At 60.1% G+C, this 24,039-nt stretch carries 16 protein-coding genes and 1 pseudogene; 9 read left to right on the top strand and 8 right to left on the bottom strand.

Going from position 1 to position 24,039, the window contains the following annotated elements; translation table 11 throughout:
- The first annotated feature begins 376 nt into the window (after nucleotides 1-376).
- Nucleotides 377-1,873: a methyl-accepting chemotaxis protein gene (locus tag AC1DUP_RS18325; RefSeq protein ID WP_477833589.1), complete on the top strand. Its 1,497-nt coding sequence runs from the start codon at nucleotides 377-379 to the stop codon at nucleotides 1,871-1,873.
- Here AC1DUP_RS18325 and AC1DUP_RS18320 read toward each other — a convergent pair.
- Nucleotides 1,805-2,701: pseudogene (locus tag AC1DUP_RS18320) on the bottom strand (LysR family transcriptional regulator); the annotation flags it as partial. The gene AC1DUP_RS18325 and the pseudogene AC1DUP_RS18320 overlap by 69 nt on opposite strands.
- A gap of 97 nt (nucleotides 2,702-2,798) precedes the next feature.
- Between AC1DUP_RS18320 and AC1DUP_RS18315 the strand changes: the two are divergent.
- Nucleotides 2,799-3,008, top strand: a complete 210-nt coding sequence (locus AC1DUP_RS18315) for a tautomerase family protein (RefSeq protein ID WP_113297249.1) — start codon at nucleotides 2,799-2,801, stop codon at nucleotides 3,006-3,008.
- 49 nt (nucleotides 3,009-3,057) lie between these two features.
- Here the strand turns inward: AC1DUP_RS18315 and glyS are convergent, their stop codons facing one another.
- A complete protein-coding gene (gene glyS, locus AC1DUP_RS18310) occupies nucleotides 3,058-5,235 on the bottom strand; it encodes a glycine--tRNA ligase subunit beta (protein ID WP_477833586.1) in 2,178 nt (725 codons plus the stop codon).
- A 236-nt stretch (nucleotides 5,236-5,471) separates the two neighbouring features.
- On the opposite strand from glyS, the gene AC1DUP_RS18305 reads away from it, so the two are divergent.
- The 4 genes from AC1DUP_RS18305 (at nucleotide 5,472) to AC1DUP_RS18290 (ending at nucleotide 10,730) form a co-directional block, all read left to right on the top strand.
- Nucleotides 5,472-7,781, top strand: a complete 2,310-nt coding sequence (locus AC1DUP_RS18305) for a Tex family protein (protein WP_113509614.1) — start codon at nucleotides 5,472-5,474, stop codon at nucleotides 7,779-7,781.
- A 133-nt stretch (nucleotides 7,782-7,914) separates the two neighbouring features.
- Complete coding sequence (locus AC1DUP_RS18300; protein ID WP_113297246.1) at nucleotides 7,915-9,174, top strand: SAM-dependent methyltransferase; 1,260 nt, start codon at nucleotides 7,915-7,917, stop codon at nucleotides 9,172-9,174.
- 47 nt (nucleotides 9,175-9,221) lie between these two features.
- The gene (locus AC1DUP_RS18295; protein WP_113310705.1) at nucleotides 9,222-9,803 is read left to right on the top strand and encodes a histidine phosphatase family protein; all 582 of its coding nucleotides are present in this window, start codon (nucleotides 9,222-9,224) and stop codon (nucleotides 9,801-9,803) included.
- 117 nt (nucleotides 9,804-9,920) lie between these two features.
- A complete protein-coding gene (locus AC1DUP_RS18290) occupies nucleotides 9,921-10,730 on the top strand; it encodes a MipA/OmpV family protein (RefSeq protein ID WP_113310706.1) in 810 nt (269 codons plus the stop codon).
- 13 nt (nucleotides 10,731-10,743) lie between these two features.
- Here the strand turns inward: AC1DUP_RS18290 and AC1DUP_RS18285 are convergent, their stop codons facing one another.
- Complete coding sequence (locus AC1DUP_RS18285; RefSeq protein WP_477833583.1) at nucleotides 10,744-11,535, bottom strand: SDR family NAD(P)-dependent oxidoreductase; 792 nt, start codon at nucleotides 11,533-11,535, stop codon at nucleotides 10,744-10,746.
- A gap of 161 nt (nucleotides 11,536-11,696) precedes the next feature.
- Nucleotides 11,697-13,598: an autotransporter outer membrane beta-barrel domain-containing protein gene (locus AC1DUP_RS18280; protein WP_477833581.1), complete on the bottom strand. Its 1,902-nt coding sequence runs from the start codon at nucleotides 13,596-13,598 to the stop codon at nucleotides 11,697-11,699.
- A 560-nt stretch (nucleotides 13,599-14,158) separates the two neighbouring features.
- On the opposite strand from AC1DUP_RS18280, the gene AC1DUP_RS18275 reads away from it, so the two are divergent.
- Nucleotides 14,159-14,836, top strand: coding sequence for a FadR/GntR family transcriptional regulator (locus AC1DUP_RS18275; RefSeq protein ID WP_477833579.1), 678 nt, complete (start codon nucleotides 14,159-14,161; stop codon nucleotides 14,834-14,836).
- A gap of 152 nt (nucleotides 14,837-14,988) precedes the next feature.
- Nucleotides 14,989-15,948, top strand: coding sequence for a 4-hydroxybenzoate octaprenyltransferase (gene ubiA, locus AC1DUP_RS18270; protein WP_477833577.1), 960 nt, complete (start codon nucleotides 14,989-14,991; stop codon nucleotides 15,946-15,948).
- 58 nt (nucleotides 15,949-16,006) lie between these two features.
- On the opposite strand, the gene AC1DUP_RS18265 is transcribed toward ubiA, so the two are convergent.
- Nucleotides 16,007-16,573 carry a DUF6101 family protein gene (locus AC1DUP_RS18265; protein ID WP_113297239.1) on the bottom strand — a complete coding sequence of 189 codons (567 nt, stop codon included), beginning with the start codon at nucleotides 16,571-16,573 and terminating at the stop codon, nucleotides 16,007-16,009.
- Between the two features lie 299 nt (nucleotides 16,574-16,872).
- Here AC1DUP_RS18265 and AC1DUP_RS18260 point away from each other — a divergent pair, with 299 nt between their 5' ends.
- Nucleotides 16,873-20,619, top strand: a complete 3,747-nt coding sequence (locus tag AC1DUP_RS18260) for a DUF1217 domain-containing protein (protein WP_477833575.1) — start codon at nucleotides 16,873-16,875, stop codon at nucleotides 20,617-20,619.
- Nucleotides 20,620-20,642: 23 nt separating this feature from the next.
- On the opposite strand, the gene AC1DUP_RS18255 is transcribed toward AC1DUP_RS18260, so the two are convergent.
- The 3 genes from AC1DUP_RS18255 to AC1DUP_RS18245 all read right to left on the bottom strand — a co-directional run bounded on the left by AC1DUP_RS18255 (nucleotide 20,643) and on the right by AC1DUP_RS18245 (nucleotide 23,757).
- Complete coding sequence (locus tag AC1DUP_RS18255; protein ID WP_115035611.1) at nucleotides 20,643-22,079, bottom strand: FAD-binding oxidoreductase; 1,437 nt, start codon at nucleotides 22,077-22,079, stop codon at nucleotides 20,643-20,645.
- Nucleotides 22,080-22,098: 19 nt separating this feature from the next.
- Nucleotides 22,099-23,073 carry an L-threonylcarbamoyladenylate synthase gene (locus tag AC1DUP_RS18250; RefSeq protein WP_477833573.1) on the bottom strand — a complete coding sequence of 325 codons (975 nt, stop codon included), beginning with the start codon at nucleotides 23,071-23,073 and terminating at the stop codon, nucleotides 22,099-22,101.
- Nucleotides 23,074-23,148: 75 nt separating this feature from the next.
- The gene (locus AC1DUP_RS18245) at nucleotides 23,149-23,757 is read right to left on the bottom strand and encodes a DUF6656 family protein (RefSeq protein ID WP_113297235.1); all 609 of its coding nucleotides are present in this window, start codon (nucleotides 23,755-23,757) and stop codon (nucleotides 23,149-23,151) included.
- Nucleotides 23,758-24,039: the final 282 nt, after the last annotated feature.

Below are 24,039 nucleotides of genomic sequence, written 5' to 3'. Positions count from 1 at the left end.
CCGATACCGACGAACTGCTCGGCCTTATCAGAGGCTTCCGCATCAGCTCTACCGGTGTCGCCCCCGCCATGCATCAGGGTCGCCGCGCCGCTTAAAGACGGCGCGCAGACATCAGGCCTTTTCATCACCAAAATATTAGCGGCCGCCGGATGAAAATCCGGCGGTTTTGCTTTTAGCGCACCCCCCGATTTGTAGGGAAATTTTGTCCAAAATCTAATAAAATTAAAGCTTTATTATAAGATGGATGCCAATCGTAGCTAACCGGTCGCAGCATGTTCTCTTAAGCAGCAGTAGATGCGTCGCCCTCATCCGGCGCGCTCGCACAGGCGGTATAAAACCGCACCGGAATGCAGCCCCATTCCTGTTGCGAGGTATCATGAAGAATTTGAAAATATCGAAGCAGCTTATCTTGCTGGTTATTGGCCTGATGGTCGCGTTTGCGATTGCAACCACCTTCCAGGTCCGCTCCTCGGTCAATGCGATCTACAAGGAACGCTATGACATGCTGCGTTCGGAGGTCCAGTCCGCGGTCTCTGTTCTCAAGCTCTATCAGGCGAAGGTGACTTCAGGCGAAATGAAGCTGGAAGACGCCCAGAAGCAGGCCTACACCACGCTCAACGCCATGAAATATGACCCCGATGGCTATTTCTTCGGCTATAGCTACGACATCCAGATGATGTTCCACTATGACGCCTCGAAAATTGGCCAGACCAACAAGGGCATATCGAACCCGTTGAAGGACGTGCACAACGCGCTTCAGGCGGTTGCCGACGAGAATGTTTCTCTTGATATCCCGCATACCGGCATGAACAACGAAGTCGGGATGATGGCGAAGGCGACGCAGTCGCTGCAGGAAAAGATCCGGGAACGTCACGCGATGTCCGATCGCGAGGCTGCCCAGCARCTGGCTCTCGAAAGCGAGCGCGAAAGCAACCAGCGTCATCAGCAGGACGAAGCGACCGTTCAGGCTCGCGTCGTCAGCACCATCGGCCAGGCGCTTGAGCAGATCGCCCGCGGCGACCTGACGGTGCGTTGCGCCGACATCGGCCAGAAGTACGCGGCCCTGCGCGACAACTTCAACGATGCGCTCTCGCATCTGGAGGCCGCCATGGCCCAGGTCAGCGCCAAGGGCGGTGATATCGGCGTGGCCAAGGAAGAAATCCGCCGCGCCTCCAACGAACTGTCGCAGCGCACCGAGCGCCAGGCCGCAAGCCTGGAAGAAACCTCGGCTGCTCTCGATGAGCTGACCGTTGCCGTCCGCCAGACGGCCGATGGTGCCCATGAAGCCAGCAAGCGGGTTCATTCGGTCTCGACCGAAGCCACCCACAGCGATGCGATCGTCACCCAGGCCATCGAAGCCATGAGCGGCATCGAAAAGTCCTCGTCTGAGATCACCAAGATCATCGGCGTCATCGACGAGATCGCCTTCCAGACGAACCTGCTGGCGCTCAACGCCGGTGTCGAGGCAGCACGTGCCGGCGAAAGCGGCAAGGGCTTTGCCGTCGTCGCCCAGGAAGTGCGCGAACTGGCCCAGCGCTCGGCGGCTGCCGCCAAGGAGATCAAGGATCAGATCGCCCGTTCTTCCAGCCAGGTCGACCCGATACCGACGAACTGCTCGGCCTTATCAGAGGCTTCCGCATCAGCTCTACCGGTGTCGCCCCCGCCATGCATCAGGGTCGCCGCGCCGCTTAAAGACGGCGCGCAGACATCAGGCCTTTTCATCACCAAAATATTAGCGGCCGCCGGTTTCCCCGGCGGCCGTGTTCTTTTGTGCGAAGACGCTCGGAAAGCGCCCCATGCTCGGCGCCGCATTGGAAATGCACGTCCGGAACCAGCGCTGCGCTGGGTGGGTATCGTTGCGCCGATGCCATGACATGACAAAGGGGATGCTGCCGAGCGAGAGGGGCGGCTCCAGCAAGACGAGCCCGTCCGAATGACCCGAGGCCGCCACGACGCCAGCCATCAAGGTGGCAATCATATCCGAGCGGGCGATCAGCAGCGGCGCGGCATACATATTGGGAAGGGTCAGCGCGAGCCGCCGTTGAAGCCCTTTTTTCGCCAGCGCCGCATCGACATGGCCGAAGCGCTCGTTCTCCGGCGAGACCAACAGGTGCGGCAGAGCCAGAAAAGCATCGAGATCCAGCGGGTTCTTCGCCGTCGGATGATCTTTCCTGACAATGCAGATGAAACGCTCTTCGAATAGCGACTGGGTCAGAATGCGGCCCGTCTTGGTCGAGGGCACGCCGACCGTTACATCGACCTCTCCGGCATCCAGCAGATCGATGGCGTCATCACGGGCACTGAAATTCCTGACATGCAATGTGGCACTTGGAGCCGCCTCGGCCAGGCGGGCAACGAGCTGCGGCAGAAGCGCGAAGGTCGGGTGATCGGAGAGGCCGACCGTGAAGGCGGCAGATGAGGTCGAGGGGTCGAATGCCTGGGTGAAATCGAGGGTGCGCTGGATCTCGGCAAGCGCCCGCGACAGCGGCTCGGCGAGATCAAGAGCTCGCGGCGTCGGCTGTAGACTCTGCGGTCCACGCACCAGCAGCTCGTCTTTCAGAAGACCGCGCAATCGCGCCAGCGCAGCACTCATGGCCGGCTGCGTCCGGCCGATGCGGATGCCCGCCTTCGTTACGCTGCGCTCCTTCATCAAGGCGTCGAAGGCGACAAGCAGATTGAGATCGATGCCGTGTAAATCCATGGCATGGATGAATGCATATACTTGATATCAATTTCAAGCATGTTCCTGATGCCGCTAGGTTTGGCGGGTCGCAACGCAAACCAGGCAGGAGTTCATCATGCCATTCGCAAACTACAAGTTTCCCGAGGGTACTCTGACTGCAGAGCAGAAGGAGGATATCATCCTCAGGACGACGGCCATGTTCGTCGATTTTTTCGGAGAGGGCGTTCGCCCCTACACAATGGTTCTGGTCGATGAAGTCGTCGATGGCGGTTATGGCCGAGCCGGCGAAACCCTGACCATCGCCAAGATGCGAAAGGAACGATGAGCGCAAAGCAAAATGGGGCCGGAAGGCCCCATTTTTGTTATCGGCTGGCTCAGCCGGCGATCTTCGAAAAGTCTGCAACCGTTCCGGTCGCCGCACGGATCATCCGCAGCAGAGCGAGACGGTTGGCGCGGATCGCAGCATCCTCGTCATTGACCAGCACATCGGTGAAGAAGCGGTCGACGGGAGCGCGCAGCTTGGACAGTGCTTCCATGGCCGAGCGGAAATCTTCGTGAGCGACGGCACCGGCCGCTTCCGACGAAGCCTTGGTGATGGCGGCAAACAATTCCTTCTCGGCGTCGAGCTTCAAGAGCGCGCTCGAAACGCCATCGGCAACCACGGTGCCCTTCTTCTCCTCGGCGGCGAGAAGCTGTGTGGCGCGCTTGGTGCCGGCAAGCAGATTGATGCCGTCCTCTGATGTGATGAAGGCCGTCAGTGCCTCTACCCGGCGGGCAACCATCAGGAGGTCGTCGGCCTCAGGCGTCAGCACCGCATCAATGAGATCGTGACGCGCGCCCTGTTCGCGCAGATAGACCTTCAGGCGGTCGTGGAAGAAGGAAAGCAGATCGAACTGCCGCGACAGGTCGTCGGTGGCAACATTGGCGCCGATATCCATATCGATACGCTGCATATGCGAGATGATGCGCGGCAAGAGCGTCACGCGGGCGCGCTTTTCGAGCAGGATGCGGATGATGCCGAGCGCCGCACGGCGAAGCGCAAACGGGTCCTTCGAGCCGGTCGGCTTCTCCTCGATTGCCCAGAAACCGATGAGCGTATCGAGCTTGTCGGCCAGCGCCACCGTTATCGCCACCTTGTCGTCAGGCACGCGGTCGGATGGGCCCTGTGGCTTGTAGTGGTCTTCGATTGCGGCAGAGACGGAGACGTTTTCGCCTTGCAGCGCCGCATATTTGCGCCCCATCACGCCTTGCAGTTCGGGGAATTCGCCGACAGCTTCGGTGCGCAGGTCCGCCTTGCAGAGAACGGCGGCGCGATCCACCACCTTGTAGTCGGCGCCAACAGGCATGGCGATCTTGGCGGCCATTGCCCGGATGCGTTCGACGCGATCTCCCTGTGTACCGAGCTTGGCATGGAAGGTGACGTTTAGTGCATCGAGCTTGGCCATGCGCTGGTCGAGCGGCTTGGCAAGGTCGAGGCCGAATTTCTTGGCGGAAGCTTCCAGCGTTTCGAGGTCCGGCAGATTGCCCTGGTCACGCTTCCAGAAATGCAGCGCGTCCGACAGGCGCGCGCGCACGACCTTGCCGTTGCCGTGAACGATTTCCTTGCCGCCATCCGTCGCCTGGATATTCGAGACGAGAATGAACTTGTTCGAAAGCGTCTCTTCACCCTGTTTGCGAGTGACGAAGCACTTCTGGTTGGTCTTGATGGTCAGGCGGATGATCTCCGACGGGATCGAAAGATAATCTTCCTCGAAGGAGCCCATCAGCACCTGCGGCCATTCGACGAGGCCGGAGACTTCTTCCAGCAGGCCCTCGTCCTCGACCAGTTCCAGCCCGCTCGCAAAGGCGATGTCGCGGGCGTCATGCAGGATGATGTCCTTGCGCCGCTCCGCATCGAGGATGACCTTCGCCTTTTCGAGGCTCGCGACATAATCGTCGAAGCGCTTGACGGTGATGGCTTCGGGCGCATGGAAGCGGTGGCCGTAGGTCACGTTGGAAGCGACGATGCCGTCGATTTCGAAGGGAATGACGACCGTTTCTTCATGTTCTGTGCCGAAGGTGCAGACGATCGACTGCAGCGGGCGAACCCAGCGCAGTGAACCTGGCTGCGAGGAGGCCTTGCCCCAGCGCATCGACTTCGGCCACGGGAAATCCTTGATGATACCGGGCATCACGTCGGCGATGATATCTTCAGCGCCGCGACCGGGCTTGGAGATGACGGCGACGTAGAAATCGCCCTTCTTAGGATCGCTGACGACCTGTGTTTCGGACACGGAGGAAAGGCCGGCGCCGCGCAGGAAGCCTTCGATCGCCTTTTCGTTGGCGTCGGTGCGCGGTCCCTTGCGCTCCTCGCGGATATCGGCGGAGCGTGCCGTCAGGCCGTGAATGTCGAGCGTCAGGCGGCGCGGCGTCCAGTATTCGCGCGCACCCTCATAGGTCAGTCCTGCTTCCACCAGTGCATCGGTCAAGAGCTTCTTGAGATCGCCGGCGGCCTTGCGCTGCATGCGGGCGGGGATCTCTTCGGAGCGAAGTTCGAGAAGCAGGTTCGGCATGGTACTCTTTTCCTAGCGCCCGCAGGGCAGGGCGATCCAAAATGGTCGCCTCTGCTACCAAAGAATGCCGCATCTGCACAACCGCAAAAACAGGAAGAAGAAAGCTCAATTGTGCCTCAGTCGTCATGCTTAAATCGGCCCAAGGGCTGTCTTGCGCTGTGGAAAGCGGCGGCAGGCATTGCCTTGCCGCTTTTCGCCGCTATGGTCCGCCAACCCTAATAAGTGCAGGAAATCTCATGGCCGCTGATCTTCGTTCGCTCGCAGCAAGTATCTCCGCCGAAATCAACGCCCGGCCCGATCAGGCCAAGGCGGCGATCGAGCTGCTGGACGAGGGCTCGACGGTGCCGTTCATCGCGCGCTACCGCAAGGAAGTGACGGGCGGGTTGGATGATACGCAACTCCGCACGCTGGCCGAGCGTCTCGTCTATCTGCGTGAGCTCGAAGCCCGCCGCGATGCGATCATCGGATCCATCACCGGCCAGGACAAGATGAGCGCGGAGCTGATGGGCAAGCTCACCGCCGCCACGACCAAGGCCGAGCTTGAGGACCTCTATCTTCCCTACAAGCCGAAGCGCCGCACCCGCGCCGAGATTGCCCGCGAGCGCGGCCTCGGTCCGCTTGCAGAAGCCATCCTCGCTGACCGCAGCAAGGAGCCGGCAGCACTGGCCGAAGCTTCCATCACCGCCGACGTGCCCGACGTGAAGACGGCACTCGAAGGCGCGCGTGACATCGTTGCGGAAGGTTTTGCGGAAAATGCCGACCTGCTCGGCAAGCTGCGCGCCCATATGCGCGGTGCAGCCCTTCTCAAGGCCAGGGTCGTGGATGGCAAGCAGGCGACCGGCGAAAAATTCTCCGACTATTTCGATCATTCCGAACGTTGGGCGACCGCGCCCGGCCACCGCGCGCTTGCCATGCTGCGCGGTTGGAACGAGGAGGTGCTGACGCTGACGATCGAGGCGGATGCCGAGATCGCCTCGCCGAACAAGCCGGTCGAGCGCATGATCGCCGCCGCCTACGAGATTGGCGCCAGCCGCCCCGGCGATCGCTGGCTGATGGATGTTGCAAGCTGGACCTGGCGCGTGAAGCTTTCCATGTCTCTTTCGCTCGACCTGATGCGCGAACTGCGCGAAAGGGCGGAGGAAGAGGCAATCCACGTTTTTGCCCGCAATCTCAAGGATCTGCTGCTGGCAGCCCCCGCCGGCTCGCGTGCCACCATGGGCCTCGATCCGGGCATCCGCACCGGCGTCAAGGTCGCGATCATCGACGGTACCGGCAAGCTGCTCGATACGACCACCGTCTATCCGTTCCCGCCGAAGAATGACGTGCGTGGAACGCAGGCCGAGCTTGCCTCCCTCATTCGCAAGCACAATGTCGATCTGATTGCGATCGGCAACGGCACCGGCAGCCGCGAGACGGAAAAGCTGGTGGCCGATATGCTGACGGCACTTCCGGCGCCGAAGCCCACCAAGGTCATCGTTTCGGAAGCCGGCGCTTCGGTCTATTCAGCTTCGGAAACCGCTGCTGCAGAATTCCCGCAGCTCGACGTTTCACTGCGCGGCGCCGTCTCCATCGCCCGCCGCCTGCAGGATCCGCTGGCCGAGCTGGTCAAGATCGAGCCGAAATCGATCGGCGTCGGCCAGTATCAGCATGATGTCGATCAGACGAAGCTCTCCCGCTCGCTCGATGCAGTCGTGGAAGATGCCGTGAATGCCGTTGGCGTCGATCTCAACACCGCTTCCGCGCCACTCTTGGCGCGCGTTTCCGGTCTCGGACGCTCGATCGCCGATGCGATCGTTCTGCACCGCGACGAGAACGGCGCTTTCGAAAGCCGCAAGGATCTGCTGAAGGTTGCCCGCCTCGGCCAGCGCACCTTCGAGCAGGCGGCAGGCTTCCTGCGCATCCGTGACGGCAAGGAGCCGCTCGATGCCTCTTCCGTGCATCCGGAAGCCTATGGCGTGGCAAAGAAGATCGTCGCCGCTTGCGGCCGTGATCTGCGGTCGCTGATGGGCGACAGCGCCGCCCTGAAGGCGCTCGATCCACGCAAGTTTATCGACGAGAAGTTCGGCTTGCCGACGGTCAAGGATATCATTGCCGAGCTGGATAAGCCGGGCCGCGACCCGCGCCCGAGCTTCAAGACTGCGACCTTCGCGGAAGGCATCGATGAAATCAGCGACCTGAAGCCGGGCATGGTGCTGGAAGGCACCGTCACCAATGTCGCGGCCTTCGGCGCCTTCGTCGATATCGGCGTGCATCAGGATGGCCTGGTACATGTTTCGCAGCTTGCCGACCGCTTCATCAAGGATCCTCACGAAATCGTGAAGGCGGGCGATGTGGTCAAGGTTCGCGTCGTCGAAGTCGATGTAAAACGCAAGCGCATCGGCCTTTCGATGCGCAAGGATGACGGCGCTCCGACGGGTTCTCCGCGGGGTGAGTCGCGCGGAAACGCAGGCTCGCCTCCGCAGCAGGACCGCCGTCCCGCATCGGCGAAGCCGCAGAGCCAGGGCGCCTTCGGCGCGGCGCTTGCTGAAGCCATGAAGCGAAAATAAGGGCTTAGCCATCAAGTTTGCAAAAATGTCACACTTTGGCAATTGAATTTGCGGAGTGCTAAATCCGGCGCTTGTAAGGCAGCGAAGAGCTATTAAGTTGATGTGACCATCCTGTCACATTTGCGAGGCGTCCATGGCGTCGGCATTCTTATCGATTGTCCAAAAAATTGTCCGAAAGGGTTCTTTGGCCCTTACTCTTGCCAATGGCGAGACCCACACGATTGGCAATGGCACCGGTAATCCGGTTGCCGTTCGTCTTGCCGATCAGGAAGCCGAGGATGCGATCCGTCGCGATCCGACGCTGAAGCTCGGCGAAATGTATATGGAAGGCCGGTTCATTCTCGAACAGGGCAACATTTACGACTTTCTCTCTCTGGTGAAGCAGAACACCACCAACGAAATCTTCGATTTCAAGATGGCTGCCCTGCTGATGGGCCGCATCGCCATGCAGCAATTAAAGAGCCGCATGCCGGTCAACCATAACAAGCGTAATGTCGCCCACCATTACGACCTCTCCGAAAAGCTCTTCGAGCTCTTCCTTGATGAGGACTGGCAATATTCCTGCGCCTATTTCGATCCGCCTGATATCAGCCTGGAGGAGGCGCAGGTTGCCAAGAAGCGCCACATCGCGGCAAAGCTTATGCCGCAGCCGAACCAGCGCGTGTTGGAGATCGGTTCGGGCTGGGGCGGGATGGCGATGTATCTGGCGGAATCGACGCCCGGCCTCGATGTCACGGGCATCACGCTCAGCGAAGAGCAGCTGAAGATCTCACGCGAGCGGGCGCAGGCACGCGGCCTTGCCGATCGTGTCCGCTTCGAGCTGCAGGACTATCGCTACCTGACCGGCAGGAAGTTCGACCGCATTGTCTCGGTCGGCATGTTCGAACATGTCGGCATCGGCAATTACGGCAGCTTCTTCAAGAAGGTGCATGAGCTCCTGGATGACAACGGCATCATGCTGCTGCATTCGATCGCGCGTCCGAAGCCGAGCTTTGCCACAAACGCCTTCATCGAGAAGTACATCTTCCCGCAAGGCTATATTCCCTCGATCGCCGAGACGCTGGTGCCGGTCGAAAAGGCTGGACTGCTGACCCGCGATGTCGAAGTGCTGCCGCTGCATTACGCCTATACGCTGCGCCACTGGCGGGAGCGCTTCGTGGCCCGCAAGGCGGAAGCCGTCGCACTTTACGACGAGAACTTCTTCCGCATGTGGGAGTTCTATCTGGCCGGTTCCGAGATCGGCTTCCGCTGGGACGAACTCTTCATCGAGCAGATCCAGATCACCAAGAACCAGTTCGCGACGCCCGATAACCGGAACTATATTCCGGAGAACGAGGCGAAGCTGAAGGAATTCGAGGCGACGCGGCCACCCCTGGAGAAGTTCACCTTCTGACATCAAAAGCGCGGCTCGGCCGCGTTTTTTCTTTTGGAGAGACGGACATGAGCAGCGCATTTCCAGAAATCACCCTCGTGCGCCACGGCGAAACGGCATGGTCGCTATCCGGCCAGCACACCGGCCGCAGCGATATTCCGCTCACCGCCAATGGCGAGGCGGCGGCCCGCGCGCTCGCTCCGCGGCTCGCAGGTCTTTCCGTCTCCGCCGTCTGGTCCAGTCCCTCCCAACGGGCGCGCAACACCTGCACGCTCTCCGGGTTCGGGGAGGGGGCGATCATCAAGCCCGATCTCGCCGAATGGGATTACGGTGCCTATGAGGGCATTACGACCAGGGAAATCCTCTCGAAGCGCCCCGGCTGGCAGCTTTTCCGCGATGGTTGCCCGGATGGAGAAGCCGTAAAGGATATCGGCGCCCGGGCGGATCGCATCATCGCCGAACTGCGCCAACTCAATGCGCCGGTCCTGATCTTTTCGAGCTCGCATTTCCTGCGCGTGCTCGGCGCGCGCTGGCTCGGCCTGCCGCCGGAAGACGGCTCGCGCTTTATTCTCGATACGACGAGCATCAGCGTTCTCGGCTACGAGCACGATCTGACGGAACCGGTCATCCGCCGCTGGAACCAGAAGTAATTTCCGATCCCCTCGATCTCGCTCTCTTGGTTAAGAATGAGGTAACACCCTCTCTATAAATGTACCGATCGCCGCCGTCCGCGGCCGTTCTTGTATTGCGTTTTCTGGAGTGCGGATGTGTTTAATCGATCAGTCGTATCGATCTCTTTAGTTATTGCCCTTGCCTCTTTCGGCACTGCCTCCGCCCAGGAAGGCGGTCACTGGTGGTCCGGCGACTGGTATTTGAAGGTCGGCGTATCAGGCTTTTCCGCACCGAAGTTCGAGGGTGCGTCGAGCAACGAATTCAAGTTCAGCCCGCTGATCTCGATCGGCCGGCAGGGCACCGGCCCGCGCTTTTCCTCGCGCAACGACAATCCCTCCTTCGCTCTTGTCGACAATGGCGGCTTCCGCGCCGGTATCGTCGGCCGCTATGTGCCGGAGCGTGACGAAGGCGACGACAAGGATCTGCGCGGCCTGAAGAAGGTCAAGTGGGGCGCCGAAATCGGCGGCTTCGCGGAAGTCTACCCGACCGACTGGTTGCGCGCCCGCGCCGAAGTTCGTCAGGGCATCCGCTCCCATGACGGCCTCGTGGCCGACGTTGCGATCGACGCCTTTACCGATATCGCACCCGACCTGCAGCTTTCCGGCGGTCCGCGCGCCACCTTCGCAACGGGCGGCTATTTCGACTCCTATTACGGCGTCAACGACCAGCAGGCGGCTGCAAGCGGTCTGACGCCCTACGATCCCTCGGCCGGCCTGCAGTCTTATGGCGTAGGCACAGCGCTGACCTGGAATGCGACGGAGAACCTCTCGACGAGCGCCTTCGCGGAATACAAGCGCCTTGCCGGTCCGGCCGCGGATAGCAGCCTTGTTCGCGAGAAAGGTTCGAAGAACCAGTTCCTGATCGGCTTGTCTGCGAGCTACAAGTTCAATTTCACGCTGAACTAAGCGGGTTGGGTGATCATACCCAACCGCCATCGACGATGAACTGCTGGCTGGTGCACATGGCGCTGTCGTCAGCCGCGAGAAACAGTGCCATGCGGGCAATGTCGGAAGGCTGCAGCCTGTCGGGCAGGCACTGGCGCTCGGCGATCTGTCGTTCGCCGGCTTCCGTCAGCCACAGGCGCATCTGCCGCTCGGTCATGACCCAGCCGGGCACCATGCAGTTGACGCGGATGCGTTCGGGGCCGAACTCCCGTGCAAGCGCCCGCGTCATCCCCCAGATCGCCGCTTTCGCCGTCACATAGGCCGGGCAGTCCGGGTCGCCGACCATCCAGGTGATTGAGCCGAAATTGATGATCGAGCCGCCGCCGAGCACCTTCATGAAGGGCCGGGCGGCCTGAGCGGCGAAGAATTGATGGCGGAGGTTGATCGCCATGCGGTCATCCCAATAGGCGACGGTCACGTCCTCCGTCTGGTGTCGGTCGTCGTTGCCCGCATTGTTGCAGAGCACCCGAAGCGAGCCGTTCTGCGCGACGGCTTGCCGGATCGCCTGCTTCAGCGCCTCGATATCGCGCAGGTCGCAGGGAAGAAAGAGCGGTGCGGTGTGACCATCAGCCTCTATCGTAGCGACGAGTTCACGGCCGCTCTCCTCAGCAATGTCGACGAAGGCGACCCGGCTGCCCTGGGCGCAGAAGTGCCGCACGAGGCTTTCGCCGATGCCGCCCGCCCCGCCGGTGATGAACACGCTTCGGCCTCGGAGGCTCGGATAGCTGGCGTAGGTCGCAAGGTTGTCGCTGGCATCTTGGCTCATCGGGGAACTCCGGAAAGAATGTCGTAAAGGCTGGTGGGCCGCGCACGAAGGTGCCGCCCGACTGTATCAAACGGAAGACGCCGCAGGCACCCGGGAGGCGCTGCGGCGTCTTTTTTCAACGGTGTCCAGAGCCGCGACCTGCGGCGGACTTCAGGTCCGGCTCAGAAGCTCACGTTGAAATTGACCTTCAATGCATGATCCTGGGTCTCGCCTGCGATCTGACCGGCATAGGATGCGCCGATCGTCGCGTTTTTCGCGAGGTTGAAGTCCAGGCCGGCTTCCATGGTCAGCGCATTCTCGGCAATCGGCGCACCGACGGAATCGAAGCTCGCGCCGGTGTTGAAGGCGAGCTTGGAGCTCGGCGTGACATCGCCATAGGCGTGCCGCCAGCCAAGCATGCCGCGCACGGTTGCCTTGGTATCCTGCAGATCGATATCGGTGGAGGCGCGAATGCCGAACGTGGTGAACGCGGTGTCCATAGTGGACGATCCGGTTGACAGTGCTGCGATCGTGCCGCCTTCTTCCGAGAAGGCGTCGCTCTTCAGGCGGGCATAAGCGAGGTTGGCGAAGGGCTCGAAAGCGGTATCTTCAAAATCCATCCGGTAAGCCAGTTCCGCGAAGGCCTGGGTGGTGCGGGCGTCGTAGTCGGCCGACAGGGTCTCGTTGAATGCCGGGAACACGACATGGCGCTTAGTGCTGATATCGTGCGAGGTATAGAAGACGCCCGTGCGGAAGCCGAGCGCACCCCATTGCGTGCCGCCATAGATGCCGAGATGGACGTTGTCGCTCGAGCCGGATGACGTGCGGGCATCGACATCGAAACTGGTATTGCTGTAGCCGGCCATCGCGCCGAAGCGCCATGCCCCGGCCGCCGCGTCGGCGCCGAAGACGATGCCGCCGGTCGAGTGGTCGAAATCGGCTGCGTAGCCCGCTCCCTCGGTCGTGCTCTTGGCGCCGATCGCCTGGCTCCAGATGGCGAGGCCTTCGGTGTTGCTGATAGCGCCTGTCAAACCGTTCTCGTCGTAAGAGGTGACCTCCGACGTCGGCGTGCCCACTGCGCTGAACGCTGAGCGGAGACGCTGGCCGACCGCATCGTCGAGATAGAGGCTGTCCTGGATGAAGGCGCCCTTGACGCTGGAATGCACCTCGCCTGAGAGCGCATTGCCGTAAGGCCGCAGATAACGATAGAAGCCGATGGACTCGTCGAGCAGCGGATCGGGCTGTTCGCGGTTGATGACATAAAGCGACCAGCCATCCTTGGTCCAGCCGAAGGAGAGACCCTCGACTTCCTGGTCGCCGGGAGTGTCGAGCTGGCCGATCTCTTCCACTTCGCCTGTCGTCAGATTGGCGCGGTAGAGCGATTTTGTATCGCTTTCGGTGGAGAAATACATCCAGCCGTCGAGGATCTTGCCGCCCTGCGCCTGGTCGATCGTCCTCGAAAGGGGGATGTACTGCTTGAAGGAGCCGTCGGAGAGATTGTAGACCGCGATCTCCGTGGAATTGTCATAGGCCATGCCGTAGAGGAGGCCCTTCTTGGCATCCACGGCCACCCAGCTCGCAACGTCATGCGTGCCGTGCGGAGGGGTCAGCGAGAAATACTTGCCCGTGTAGGTCATGTCGCTCGCGTTATAGATCGCAAAGACCGGCGTGTTGTATTTCTCGCCGGTGACGGGATCGCGGGTGCTGGTGTCCAGCGAGATGTAAAGGTATCCGTCGGCGTAATCGATGTCGCCGATATGGTTGAGGCCTCTGGGCGCACCGGCAAACGGATTGGCGAGAGCCGGGTCGATCGCACTGTTGTCGCGGGTTATCGTGTTGAAGTTGCCGTCCGCCTTGTCCAGCGCGTTCGTGCCGGAAAAGTACCAGTTCTTGCCGTCGGTCGTCACACCCTGACCGCGATAAGTGATGGGATCGTCGGTGAATGTAAACTTCTCGACCATGATCCAGGGCTCGACGGCATAAGCGGGAATGGCCGTCGCACAGAGGAGAGCGGTGAGGAGGAGCGGTCTTGCCGCTTGCGCCATGGGCGCCCTGGTTGAGGGACCTCTGGTCATAAATGGCATTTCGAGTTTCCTTTTCGTAGGGCAAAGGCTGCTTGGTCGCAGCCGAGAGGGCCGCCACCTGACGGCAGGCGGCGACGGTGAAGGCGGTGTGACGAAAGCGCAGTGATCCGCTCGACAGGCCTCGAGGGCCGGTCGGTCGCGATGCTTTCATGGAGAGTGGGGCGCGTGCTGGTTCAGCGCGCGCAGTCGAACCTATCGAAAATGCGATTATACATTTGCGATATTCGATTTATAAATCGCGTAATTTTCGATTTTCGAAAATATATACGCTGAAATAATAAATAAAAGTCGGGATCTAGGCCCGAGATATTGTCAGAAAATCCATAATAAAGCTTCCATTTATGGGACTCTGATTCTAATTAAACATGAGTATCATGGTTTATTAGTATATTGTGAGTTGACGTCACTGAAGTGACTGTTCTATGAGGGCGGTAATAGGGGAGCGATGTGACAATAGTATGAATAGTATGAAGAATAGGAAGAATGCGAAAGCTCGATCTGCGGCTTTCGTGGCGCCATCGCGCATGGAGGGGATGACCGGCAGCAGCCTTCACACGAGGGTGCTCAACGAGATCGGCCAGAGCATCGTGCGAGGCGATCTTTTGCCCGGCGATCCGTTGCCGAATGCGGATGATTGGAGTGCCGCGCATGGAGTGAGCCGCACCGTGCTGCGTGAAGTGATCAAGGTCTTGGCCGGCAAGGGCATGGTGGAATCGCGCCCGAAGATCGGCACGCGCGTGCGTCCACGCAAGGATTGGAATTTTCTCGATCCGGACGTGCTTTTGTGGCGCTACGGCGGAAGAACCACAGCCGAAGACGCCCGCTCGCTTTTCGAGTTGCGTCGTGCGATCGAGCCGACGGCTGGTGCGCTGGCGGCCGAACGCGCCACTCCGGCAGAGATCGAGCATTTGCGTGGTCTGCTCGCCGATATGGAGCGGGCGGGCGATGATGGCGCGCGGTTTGCGGTGCCGGACCTCGCGTTTCATCAGGCGATCCTGCGCATGTCCGGCAATGAATTGATCGGTTCGCTGGCGGCGCTGATCGAGACAGCGCTGGTGATCAGTTTTCGGCTTTCCGACGACAATCCGCAGGGGCAGAGTCATTCGCTGCCGCTGCATCAGCAGGTCGTGGAGAGCATGGCAAATCGCGATTCCGCCGGCGCGAGCAAAGCCCTGGTTTCTTTACTGGATGGAGCCGAAAACGACGTGAAACGTGCGCTGGCTGCGCGTCAGCGATAGATATGCCGGCCGACCGGTGATCCGATGAACTCTCCTTCGTTCCACAGGGCAGGAGCCTTGCGACATGAAGCGGATACGATCGGGCCGCAGATGGCGCAGCTCGCCGGCGATGGAGTCTTGACCATATGTGCTGCCCGTCGCTAGATGGCCGCATGCAACAGATTGACGGTCTTAACGGGCGGGTTGCCGATGCGCCCTCGGATAATTGGGTTTATCGCATCCTGCCGCCCTGGCTGTGGCCTTATGCGCAACTGGCCCGTTGGGACCGGCCGATCGGCTGGCAGCTCCTCATGTGGCCGTGCTTCTGGTCGGCGACGCTCGCTGCCAACGCCGCAATCGAGCCGCGGGTCTTCTCCGGCGCCCTGCTGCTCTACCATCTGTTCCTGTATTTCCTCGGAGCTGTTGCCATGCGCGGCGCCGGCTGCACCTATAATGACCTTGTCGACCACGAGATCGACATGCAGGTAGCTCGCACCCGCTCGCGTCCGCTGCCGTCGGGTCGTGTGACGCATCGGCAGGCAAAGATATTCATCGGGCTACAGGCGCTGGTCGGCCTGTTCGTGCTGTTGCAGTTCAACTGGTTTGCCGTGCTCCTTGGCGTGTTGTCACTTGGCATCGTTGCGCTCTATCCCTTTGCCAAGCGCTTTACCGACTGGCCTCAATTCTTCCTCGGCCTTGCCTTTTCCTGGGGCGCGCTCATGGGCTGGGCAGGGATTTTCGGCAGCCTCTCCTTCTCTGCCTTCCTGCTTTACCTCGCGTCGGTCGTCTGGACGATTGGCTACGACACGATCTATGCCCATCAGGACAAGGAGGATGACGAGCTGATCGGCGTTCGCTCCACCGCGCGCCTGTTCGGCGAGCGCACGCGTCTGGCGCTTGTCGGCCTCTATGGGCTGACCCTGGCGCTGATGTTCCTGTCCTTCGTACTTGCGGGCGTTGGCCCTCTGGCTTTCGTCGGTCTGTTGATCGCCGCCGGGATGTTTGCATGGCAGATCAGGAAGCTCGATATCAACGATGGCGCCCAATGCCTCGCACTCTTCAAGTCGAACACCCGCGTCGGATTGATCATCTTTCTCGGCCTGTTCGTCTCGCTGCTTTTCGCCATTCCCTGAGCGCAAACGAAAAACCCGGCGCAAAGGCCGGGTCTTAAAGAGGTTCTGAGCGTAGCGCTCAGTTGCGGGCAATGATTTCCTTGCCTTCGATCTTCATGATGACGCCGAGCTTGCCGGTCGTGCGACGCACGAGGAAGCGCGGGCGACGGTTTGCGAAATAGGAATGACGACGGCGCGGCTTCATTTCGCTCGTGCGCAGGCCGCCGAGATGCTCTTCGAGCGGCCTGGCGACGCCGTCGGCTTCCACCATCAGCATGGGAATGCCGAAGGCTTCCGACCAGCTGCGCCAGTCGGCGGCGATATCGCCGAGATCATGGGCGACGAGCAGCGGAATGCAGAGTTCCGGATCTTCGTGATGCAATTCGAGCGTCACGGTGACGTCTCCGTTGCCGTGGTCGATGGCGCGGGCCGCAACGCCTTTGAAAACGCGCCGCGGCAAGGCGATGGAGAGCGGAAGGCCGCTGGAGGGGAGAATCTTGCGCAGGACCGCGCCGCGTTCGTCTATCGTTATGCTGACGTCACCGGCATGGTCGTGGATGGCATAGCTTACCTGCTGCGGAAAGCGAGACGGATCAAGACGCAATGTCGTGCCAGCCCAGACGGGCTTCAGAACGGTATTCTTCATTTCATTTCTACCCTTGTCTTACCTGAGAGCCGGTTTCCGGTCTTCTCCTCGGGACTTTTCGTCCTCTATGGCCGACAATAGGCGCCCCCCGTTCCGTACAGCTTAAAAATCGCGGTTAAGGAAATCCTGCCTCCGGGAATGGTTAGCAAAAGTGAATATGGCAGGGTTTCCGGAAGGTGAATGTGGGGCCGTGTCAAAGCGGGACAGCCTTAGGTAAGCCTCAGGTAAGCTTTGCATGGCAAAATACTCCCGCCAGTAGTCTGTCATTCTTTAAAGATTTTGCTGAAAAGGGCGCGCTTATGATCACGGCATCCCTCGCATATGTCATCCTGTCTCGCGATATGCCCAAGAGTCTGGACCGCGTCGCCAATCAGGCGCAGGTCAAGAAAGATGCCCAGTACTACGTCGATAATATCAATAAGGTGAAGGACGTCGACGACTTCCTTGGCGACTACAAGCTCTATAGCTACGCCATGAAAGCCTACGGCCTCGACGACATGACCTATGCCAAGGCCTTCATGAAGAAGGTCCTGCAGAGCGATCTCACAGATGCGAACAGCTTCGCCAACAAGCTCTCCGATACGCGTTACAGGCAATTCGCCGCCGCCTTCAATTTCAATGCGCCGCCCAAGGATATTCAGACGGACGCGCAGGAAGACGATTTGATCGGCCTTTACAAGCAGTCCTTTGCCGACGCGGCACAGCAGACCGCCACTGAGACGACATATTACAGCAAGCAGATGGACGGCGTGAAAACCGTCCAGGACTTCGTCAGCAATCCCCGTCTCCTGAATTACGCACTCAAGAGCGTCGGCATCGACCCGACCTACATGTCGAAGGACTATATTGCTGGTGTCCTGACCACCGACATCAGCAAGCTTGCCGGCAATGCGCCGGACCCCACCAACCCGGACGCACCACCCGTCGATCCGACCAAGACATATGTAGGCGACAAGCTCTATGCGCTCGCACAGCAGTTCAGCTTCAAGCCCGATAATGGCGATGCACAGTATTTCCGGGACAATATCGGTTCGGTGCAGTCGGTCGACGATCTCCTCGCCGATCCCCGTCTGCGCACGGTTGCGCTGCAGTCGGTCGGCATCGATCCGGCAACGGCCGATGACGCTTTCATCAAGATGGTGCTGACAAGCGATCCGGCCACTCTCGGCGGCGACGTGCCCTTCAGCAATCCCGATCCGTCGCTCAACTATGTCGGCGACAAATACAAGGAACTGCGTTCCTATTTCAGCTTCAACGCCGATGGCTCGGTCAACGGTTCTGCACAGAATTCCGATCAGACCCAGAGCGTCGCGTCGCTCTACGCGTTCCGCGCTCCCGCAGTCGGCGGCGTCGCCCAGACCGCGACACAGAAAAACAACGTCATCGAACAGTATAACATCAAGACCGCGACGCAGATTGTCGACCGCGACGGTACGGCCAGTGATGTGTACTATACCAGCCAAGCGATGTCAGATCTCAACAAGAGCTACTATCTGTCCAAGATCGGCACGATCACCAATGTCGATCAATTGGTCAACGACAAGCGGCTTGCAGATTACGTTCGCGCCGCATTCGGCATGGATCCGGGTTTTACGCAGCTGCGCAACGTTCTGACCGATCCTTCCTATGCCCGTTCGGTCGATCTGGGAAACGCCTACAAGGCCTTCAATTTCAAGTCCGACGGTACGGTCTCTCCGACGGAGCGCGCGCAGTCCTATGATCAGTTGACTGGCATCGTGACTGCCGCGTCGAACGTCTCGAGCTACTTCTCGAACATGATGATGCCGCCGGGTGGTGTCAGCCCGATCGACAATGTCGACGAACTGCTGTCCGATAAAATGCTGACCTCCTATATCAAGGATGCTTACGGCCTCGGTCAGGATTTCAGCGACGCCGAACTGAAGAACATCCTGACGGATTCCGCCTATGCCGATACCGCAGGCCATAAGAACATCCATGACGCCTTCAATTTCAACGCGGATGGTTCGGTCACCTTCCAGACGCAGCCGAATGGTTCCATTGTCGGCGCCCAAAATACTCTCCAGCTTCAGGGCATCAATCAGCTCGTCGCTAACAACTCTTCGTATTATCAGGTCAAGCTCAGCGAGCTTTCCAACAACGGCACGACCGCGGCGGTCGACGTATTCCTCGCCGACGACAGAGCGGTGAGCTTCCTGCGCTCCAGCATGCAGATTGGCAACGACGTCAGCGACACCACGCTACGCGGCATTCTGACCGATCCAACGGTCGCGGCTGCCCAGGGCTACGGTGACGTCTATCAGCTTTTCAATTTCCATCAGGACGGCACGGTCGCCCAAAACACCCTGTCACAGAATGCCGATCAGGTTGCCGCGATGAACAAGAAGGGGAGCGACGCCGCCACCTATTACGCGAACGCGATGCTTTCGATCGCCAGCGTCGATCAGTTGCTGGGTGACCAGAAGCTCAACAGTTACATTCGTTATGCCTTCGCCATTCCGACGAGCGTTTCGGATGCCGATCTGCGCAATGTTCTCACCGATCAGAGCGGCACCGGACCCTATGCCAATGTGAAGGCGGCGTTCAATTTTCAGGCGGATGGCACCGTCGCTGCCGGTTCGGCACAGACGTCTGCGCAGATGGCCTCCGTGAATTCGGCCGCTTCCATCAGGGAGGAAAGTATTCTGGACCGGATGGGCGACGTCAACGACGTCGATCAGTTGCTCGCCGATTCATCTCTGACAGACTATTTAAAGATGGCTTACGGTCTGAGCTACGACACTACCGACGCCGAATTGAAGAATATCCTCACCGATCCGGCCCATGCCGCGTCCGTCGGCCAGAGCGATCTCAACGCTGCTTTCAATTTCCGCGCTGATGGATCGCTGCCGACCTCGACATCCGCCCAAACCGGCGAACAGACGACGAATACCTCGGACAACTATACTTCCCGCGTCAACAATCAGGGCAACGATCTCATTGACCGCATCATCGCGAACTACAAATCGCGAATGGACGACGCCGATGGCGTAAAGAGCATCAATGATTTCATGAAGACCAACTCCACCGCCGATACGCTTCTCGGCAACAACTCCTATCCGGATCTTTATCAGATGGCGCTGCAGGCTTACGGCCTGACGACGAACGACATCTCGCGTTCCACCATGCGCAAGCTGCTCGCCAGCGACCCGTATGATCCGAAGGGATATGTCGCATCCTTCAAGGATGACCGCATCACCAAGATGGTGCGCGCGTTCAACTTCGGTGCTGACGGTAAGGCTGCCGAACCCCTGGCGGCTCTCTCCGCTGCCACGTTGGCGAAATATGCGACCGATTATAAGTCGCATGCGACCATGCTCATGAAAGACGGTCCCGCAAAGGACCGCGCTTCCAAGGATGCCACCAAGGAAGTCGATTATTTCGGCAAGACCATACCAACCGTAACGTCGCTCGACGATTTCCTGGCCGACAAGCGACTGACGGATCTCGTGCTGAAAGCGAACGGTCTCGATCCGAAGAACTACGACAAGGATACGCTGAAGAAGATCTTCACGTCCGATCCCGATGACAAGAAGAGCTATCTCAACACCAAGGCCGACGAGCGCTTCAAGGAGATCGTTGCTTCCTTCAACTTCGACAAGGACGGCAATCTGACCCGCGCCAAGTTGGGCACGATCCAGGACAAGCAGGCCGAAGCGAATACGCAGCAGATGTATGTGCAGCAGACCTTGGAAAACCAGCAGGGCGAAAGCAATGATGGCGTTCGCCTGGCACTTTACTTCAAGCGTAAGGCCGGTGACATCACGTCGATCTACCAGATTCTCGGCGACAAGGCGCTCTATCAGGTCGTTCAGACGACCTTTAGCCTGCCGCAGCAGATTTCGGCGATGAACGTGGACAAGCAGGTAGATCTGCTAAATCGCTTCGTGAAGCTGGAAGATCTGCAGGATCCGAAGAAGGTCGACAAGCTCATCAAGCGCTTCACGGCCATGTACGACATCAAGAACAACACACAGCAGTCGCCGGCACTTCAACTCCTGACCGGCGGCACCGGCCAGGCGGCATAGCTGCTCTGATGACGGCGTGAGCCTCAGTCCTCGAGGCTCACGACTTTGTCCGGGTTCATGATGCCTGCCGGATCGAAGGCGCGCTTGATGCGGCGCATCAATTCGATCTCTATTCCCGGCCGGATCGATGCCAACTCGTCCCGTTTCAACTGACCAATACCATGCTCGGCGGAGATCGAACCGCCATGGGCGAGCACCAGCCCGTGGACGATATGGTTCATCTCGTGCCAGCGGGCAATGAAGGCATCCTTGTCGGCACCGACCGGCTGGGAGATATTGTAGTGGATGTTGCCGTCGCCCATATGGCCGAAGGCGCAGATGCGTGCGCCGGGCATCGCTGCCATCACCGCCTCGCCGGCCTCGTTCATGAAGTGCGGGATCTTCGAAACCGGCACCGAAACATCGTGCTTGATCGAACCGCCCTCCGGCTTCTGGGCTTCCGACATGCTCTCGCGCATGTGCCAGAGCGCCTTTTGCTGCGCGACGGAGGAGGCAATCGCCGCATCCTGCACGAGGCCTGCTTCGAAACCCTGCTCCAGCACGGCATTCATCATCCGCTCGGCCGTTTCGGCGGAATCGGAGGTGGAGATATCGACCAGGACGTACCAGTCATGCGGCGTTTCCAGCGGATCGCGTACGCCGTCGATATTGCGCGCGGTGATCTCGACGCCGAAGCGCGGCATCAGCTCGAAGCCGGTGAGCGAGGCGCCGCAGAGGCTGGAAGCGAGGTTGAAAAAGGCGAGCGCATCCTCCACTGAAGAAAGCCCGGCAAAGGCAACCTGATGGCCGAGCGGCTGTGGGAAGAGCTTCAGCACTGCGCCGGTGATGATACCGAGCGTGCCTTCCGCGCCGATGAAGAGATCGCGCAGGTCATAGCCCGTATTGTCCTTCTTCAGGCGGCGAAGCCCGTCCCAGATCTCGCCCGTCGGCAGCACGACTTCGAGACCGAGGCAGAGTTGGCGCATGTTGCCATAGGCAAGAACCGCCGTGCCGCCGGCATTGGTGGAAAGGTTGCCACCGATGCGGCAGGAGCCTTCGGAGCCGAGCGACAGCGGAAACAGGCGGCCATGCGCCTCGGCGGCCTTCTGCACCTCGGCGAGGATCGCGCCGCCATCGGCCACCAGCACGTTCGCGATCGGATCGACGTCGCGGATCTTGTTCATGCGTTCGAGCGAGAGGATGACGTCGGCCTTGCCCTCGCGTGGCGTCTGCCCGCCAACGAGGCCGGTATTGCCGGTCTGCGGTACGATGGCCGTGCCGGTCTCGGTTGCAAGCTTCATGATCGCGGAAACTTCCTCGACCGAGCTGGGCTTCAGCAGGAGAGGGGAGGAGCCGTGATAGAGGCCGCGGTTTTCAACGAGGTGCGGTGCCAGATCGGCCTCGCTGCGCAGCGCATATTTCTCGCCGACGATGGCAGTGAACCGTTCGATTATGTCTTGAGAAATATTTGTGCTGTTCATGGAGCCCGGTCCTTCTTCGTCACTCGCGCGGTGCTGCCGCGCGCCGCAGTCTGTCGTTGATTGCTTCTCCAAGCCCCTCGTCGGGAATTGGCGAGAAGGCGATTACGGCCGCGCCGCTCGAATCGGCCTTTTTCATGTAGTCGAAAAGATTGGCCGCCGCTTCGGCCAGATCGCCGTGCGGGCTGAGGTTCAGCGCCATCGCCGCATGCTCGGCGCCTGCAACCTCGTTCGGCCCGAAGGCAATCAACGCTTCGCCGGGGTAAAGAGCCGTGGCCTCGAGCCGGACGGCTGCGCCCGGCGCATAGTGCGAGGCAAGCATGCCTGGCGCTTCGATCGCGGCGGCCGCCTTTTTCGAACGCAATAGCCGCTTGCCAGCCACCCGTTCGATCTCCCTGGCTGGCAGACCTCCCGGCCGGAGCAGCCGCAGTTCGCCATTCTCGACCTTCACGATCGTCGATTCCACGCCGACCGCGCTCGCTCCGGCATCAAGGATCAGCGGTATCTTCGCTCCAAGATCGGCCTCGACATGGGCGGCACTCGTGGCGCTCACCTTGCCGGACGTATTAGCGCTGGGGGCGGCGAGCGGCCGGCCGAAGGCGCGGATCAATTCGCCCGTAAAGCCCTTCGGTATGCGGATGCCGACGCTGTCGAGGCCTGCGGTCGCCAGCGCATGGATCGCGGTGCCGGTCTTCAACGGCAGCACCAGCGTCAGCGGGCCGGGCCAGAAGGCTTCTGCGAGCGCGCGTGAGATCGGATCGAATTCCGCATAGGCTTCTGCCATAGCAAGATCCGCCATGTGGCAGATCAGCGGATTGAAGCGCGGTCGGCCCTTGGTCTCGTAGATGCGGGTGATGGCGGCCGGATTGGTGGCGTCGGCGGCAAGTCCGTAGACGGTCTCGGTGGGAACGGCGATCGCAAAACCTTCGGCAAGTGCCGCGCAGCCGGCTTCGAGAGCTACCTGCCTGTCTGCCTTGATGTCGATTATTCGTGCCATGTCCTGCCCGGTTTTACTGCGGCAGTCATTAGGCCTTCCTTGCGGCGCGATCAATCCCGCCCAGAACGGGTGGACCTACAGCTGGCGGATGATCTGGCGAAGCTGTTCGTTGCGGGCGCCGAGCAGGAGGATGTTGCGGATGGCGATCTGCGGATCGTTGGTGCGGAAGAGCAGGCCATTGCCACGCACGGAGCGGTCGACCACCATCTTCTCCGGCGTGCTTTCTCCCGGCTTGACCGCTACGGCGAAATACATGCGGGAATTCTGTACCGCGATATTGTCGAAGAAATTGTCGTTGTCGCCGATGTCGGAATAGAAGTTGGCAATGTAGAAGGCCCAGGCCACTTCGTTGTAGCGGGCGAATTTGGTGCGCGCGGCCGTAACGTGGCAGTAGCCAAGATGGGGGCTGTCGGCCAGCGTCCGGTGGAAGATCAACTTCGGAAACTGGATCGCGCGGTGGAAGCCGTTGATATTCTGGTGGGTTTTTTCACCGGCAACCTGCAGCTTGCGCGCAGTCTTTTCAGCGACCTCCTCATGGGTGAGATAACGACGCTCTTCCGGCAGCCAATCCTCGCGGCGGCGGCTGATGCGGCCGGTGCGCAGGAATTCCGAATGTTTGGCGAAAAGCCGCGGCTCGGGGGGCTTGGTCTCGTCTCGCGTGTCGAAATATCGGAGTTTGGCCATGGCTTTCGCAGTCTTCCGCTGTGTCGGTCATCTGCAAGGATAGGATTTCATGTTTAACGCCCTGTTAAAATCGGCGGGTGGCGACTGAACCGGGGCAGGCTTCATCAAGGAGTGTCGCAAATAGGATATTGGTAGCCTGCTGCATTGGATTTGCTTGCAGCCAGGCCCCGCGCAATGTCGCAATTGACGATGATCAAGGCGGAATGGAATGATTTCGGGGATCGCCGGCTCCCTGTCGTCAATTTCGAAGCCGATGTCGCTTTACAACCAAGCGGCTGGCAT

It is taken from the genome of Rhizobium sp. 01L419, from assembly GCF_056400025.1.
Note: the sequence above shows the minus strand (reverse complement) of the source record. Positions and strands in the feature narration are given on the sequence as shown.

Bases quoted from the DNA above. Each gene is read 5' to 3' on its own strand.
- AC1DUP_RS18250 (WP_477833573.1), bottom strand. From the start codon at position 23,073: ATGGCACGAATAATCGACATCAAGGCAGACAGGCAGGTAGCTCTCGAA.
- AC1DUP_RS18315 (WP_113297249.1), top strand. From the start codon at position 2,799: ATGCCATTCGCAAACTACAAGTTTCCCGAGGGTACTCTGACTGCAGAG.
- AC1DUP_RS18300 (WP_113297246.1), top strand. From the start codon at position 7,915: ATGGCGTCGGCATTCTTATCGATTGTCCAAAAAATTGTCCGAAAGGGT.
- AC1DUP_RS18260 (WP_477833575.1), top strand. From the start codon at position 16,873: ATGATCACGGCATCCCTCGCATATGTCATCCTGTCTCGCGATATGCCC.
- AC1DUP_RS18295 (WP_113310705.1), top strand. From the start codon at position 9,222: ATGAGCAGCGCATTTCCAGAAATCACCCTCGTGCGCCACGGCGAAACG.
- glyS (WP_477833586.1), bottom strand. From the start codon at position 5,235: ATGCCGAACCTGCTTCTCGAACTTCGCTCCGAAGAGATCCCCGCCCGC.
- ubiA (WP_477833577.1), top strand. From the start codon at position 14,989: ATGCAACAGATTGACGGTCTTAACGGGCGGGTTGCCGATGCGCCCTCG.
- AC1DUP_RS18255 (WP_115035611.1), bottom strand. From the start codon at position 22,079: ATGAACAGCACAAATATTTCTCAAGACATAATCGAACGGTTCACTGCC.
- AC1DUP_RS18265 (WP_113297239.1), bottom strand. From the start codon at position 16,573: ATGAAGAATACCGTTCTGAAGCCCGTCTGGGCTGGCACGACATTGCGT.
- AC1DUP_RS18245 (WP_113297235.1), bottom strand. From the start codon at position 23,757: ATGGCCAAACTCCGATATTTCGACACGCGAGACGAGACCAAGCCCCCC.
- AC1DUP_RS18280 (WP_477833581.1), bottom strand. From the start codon at position 13,598: ATGCCATTTATGACCAGAGGTCCCTCAACCAGGGCGCCCATGGCGCAA.
- AC1DUP_RS18285 (WP_477833583.1), bottom strand. From the start codon at position 11,535: ATGAGCCAAGATGCCAGCGACAACCTTGCGACCTACGCCAGCTATCCG.
- AC1DUP_RS18305 (WP_113509614.1), top strand. From the start codon at position 5,472: ATGGCCGCTGATCTTCGTTCGCTCGCAGCAAGTATCTCCGCCGAAATC.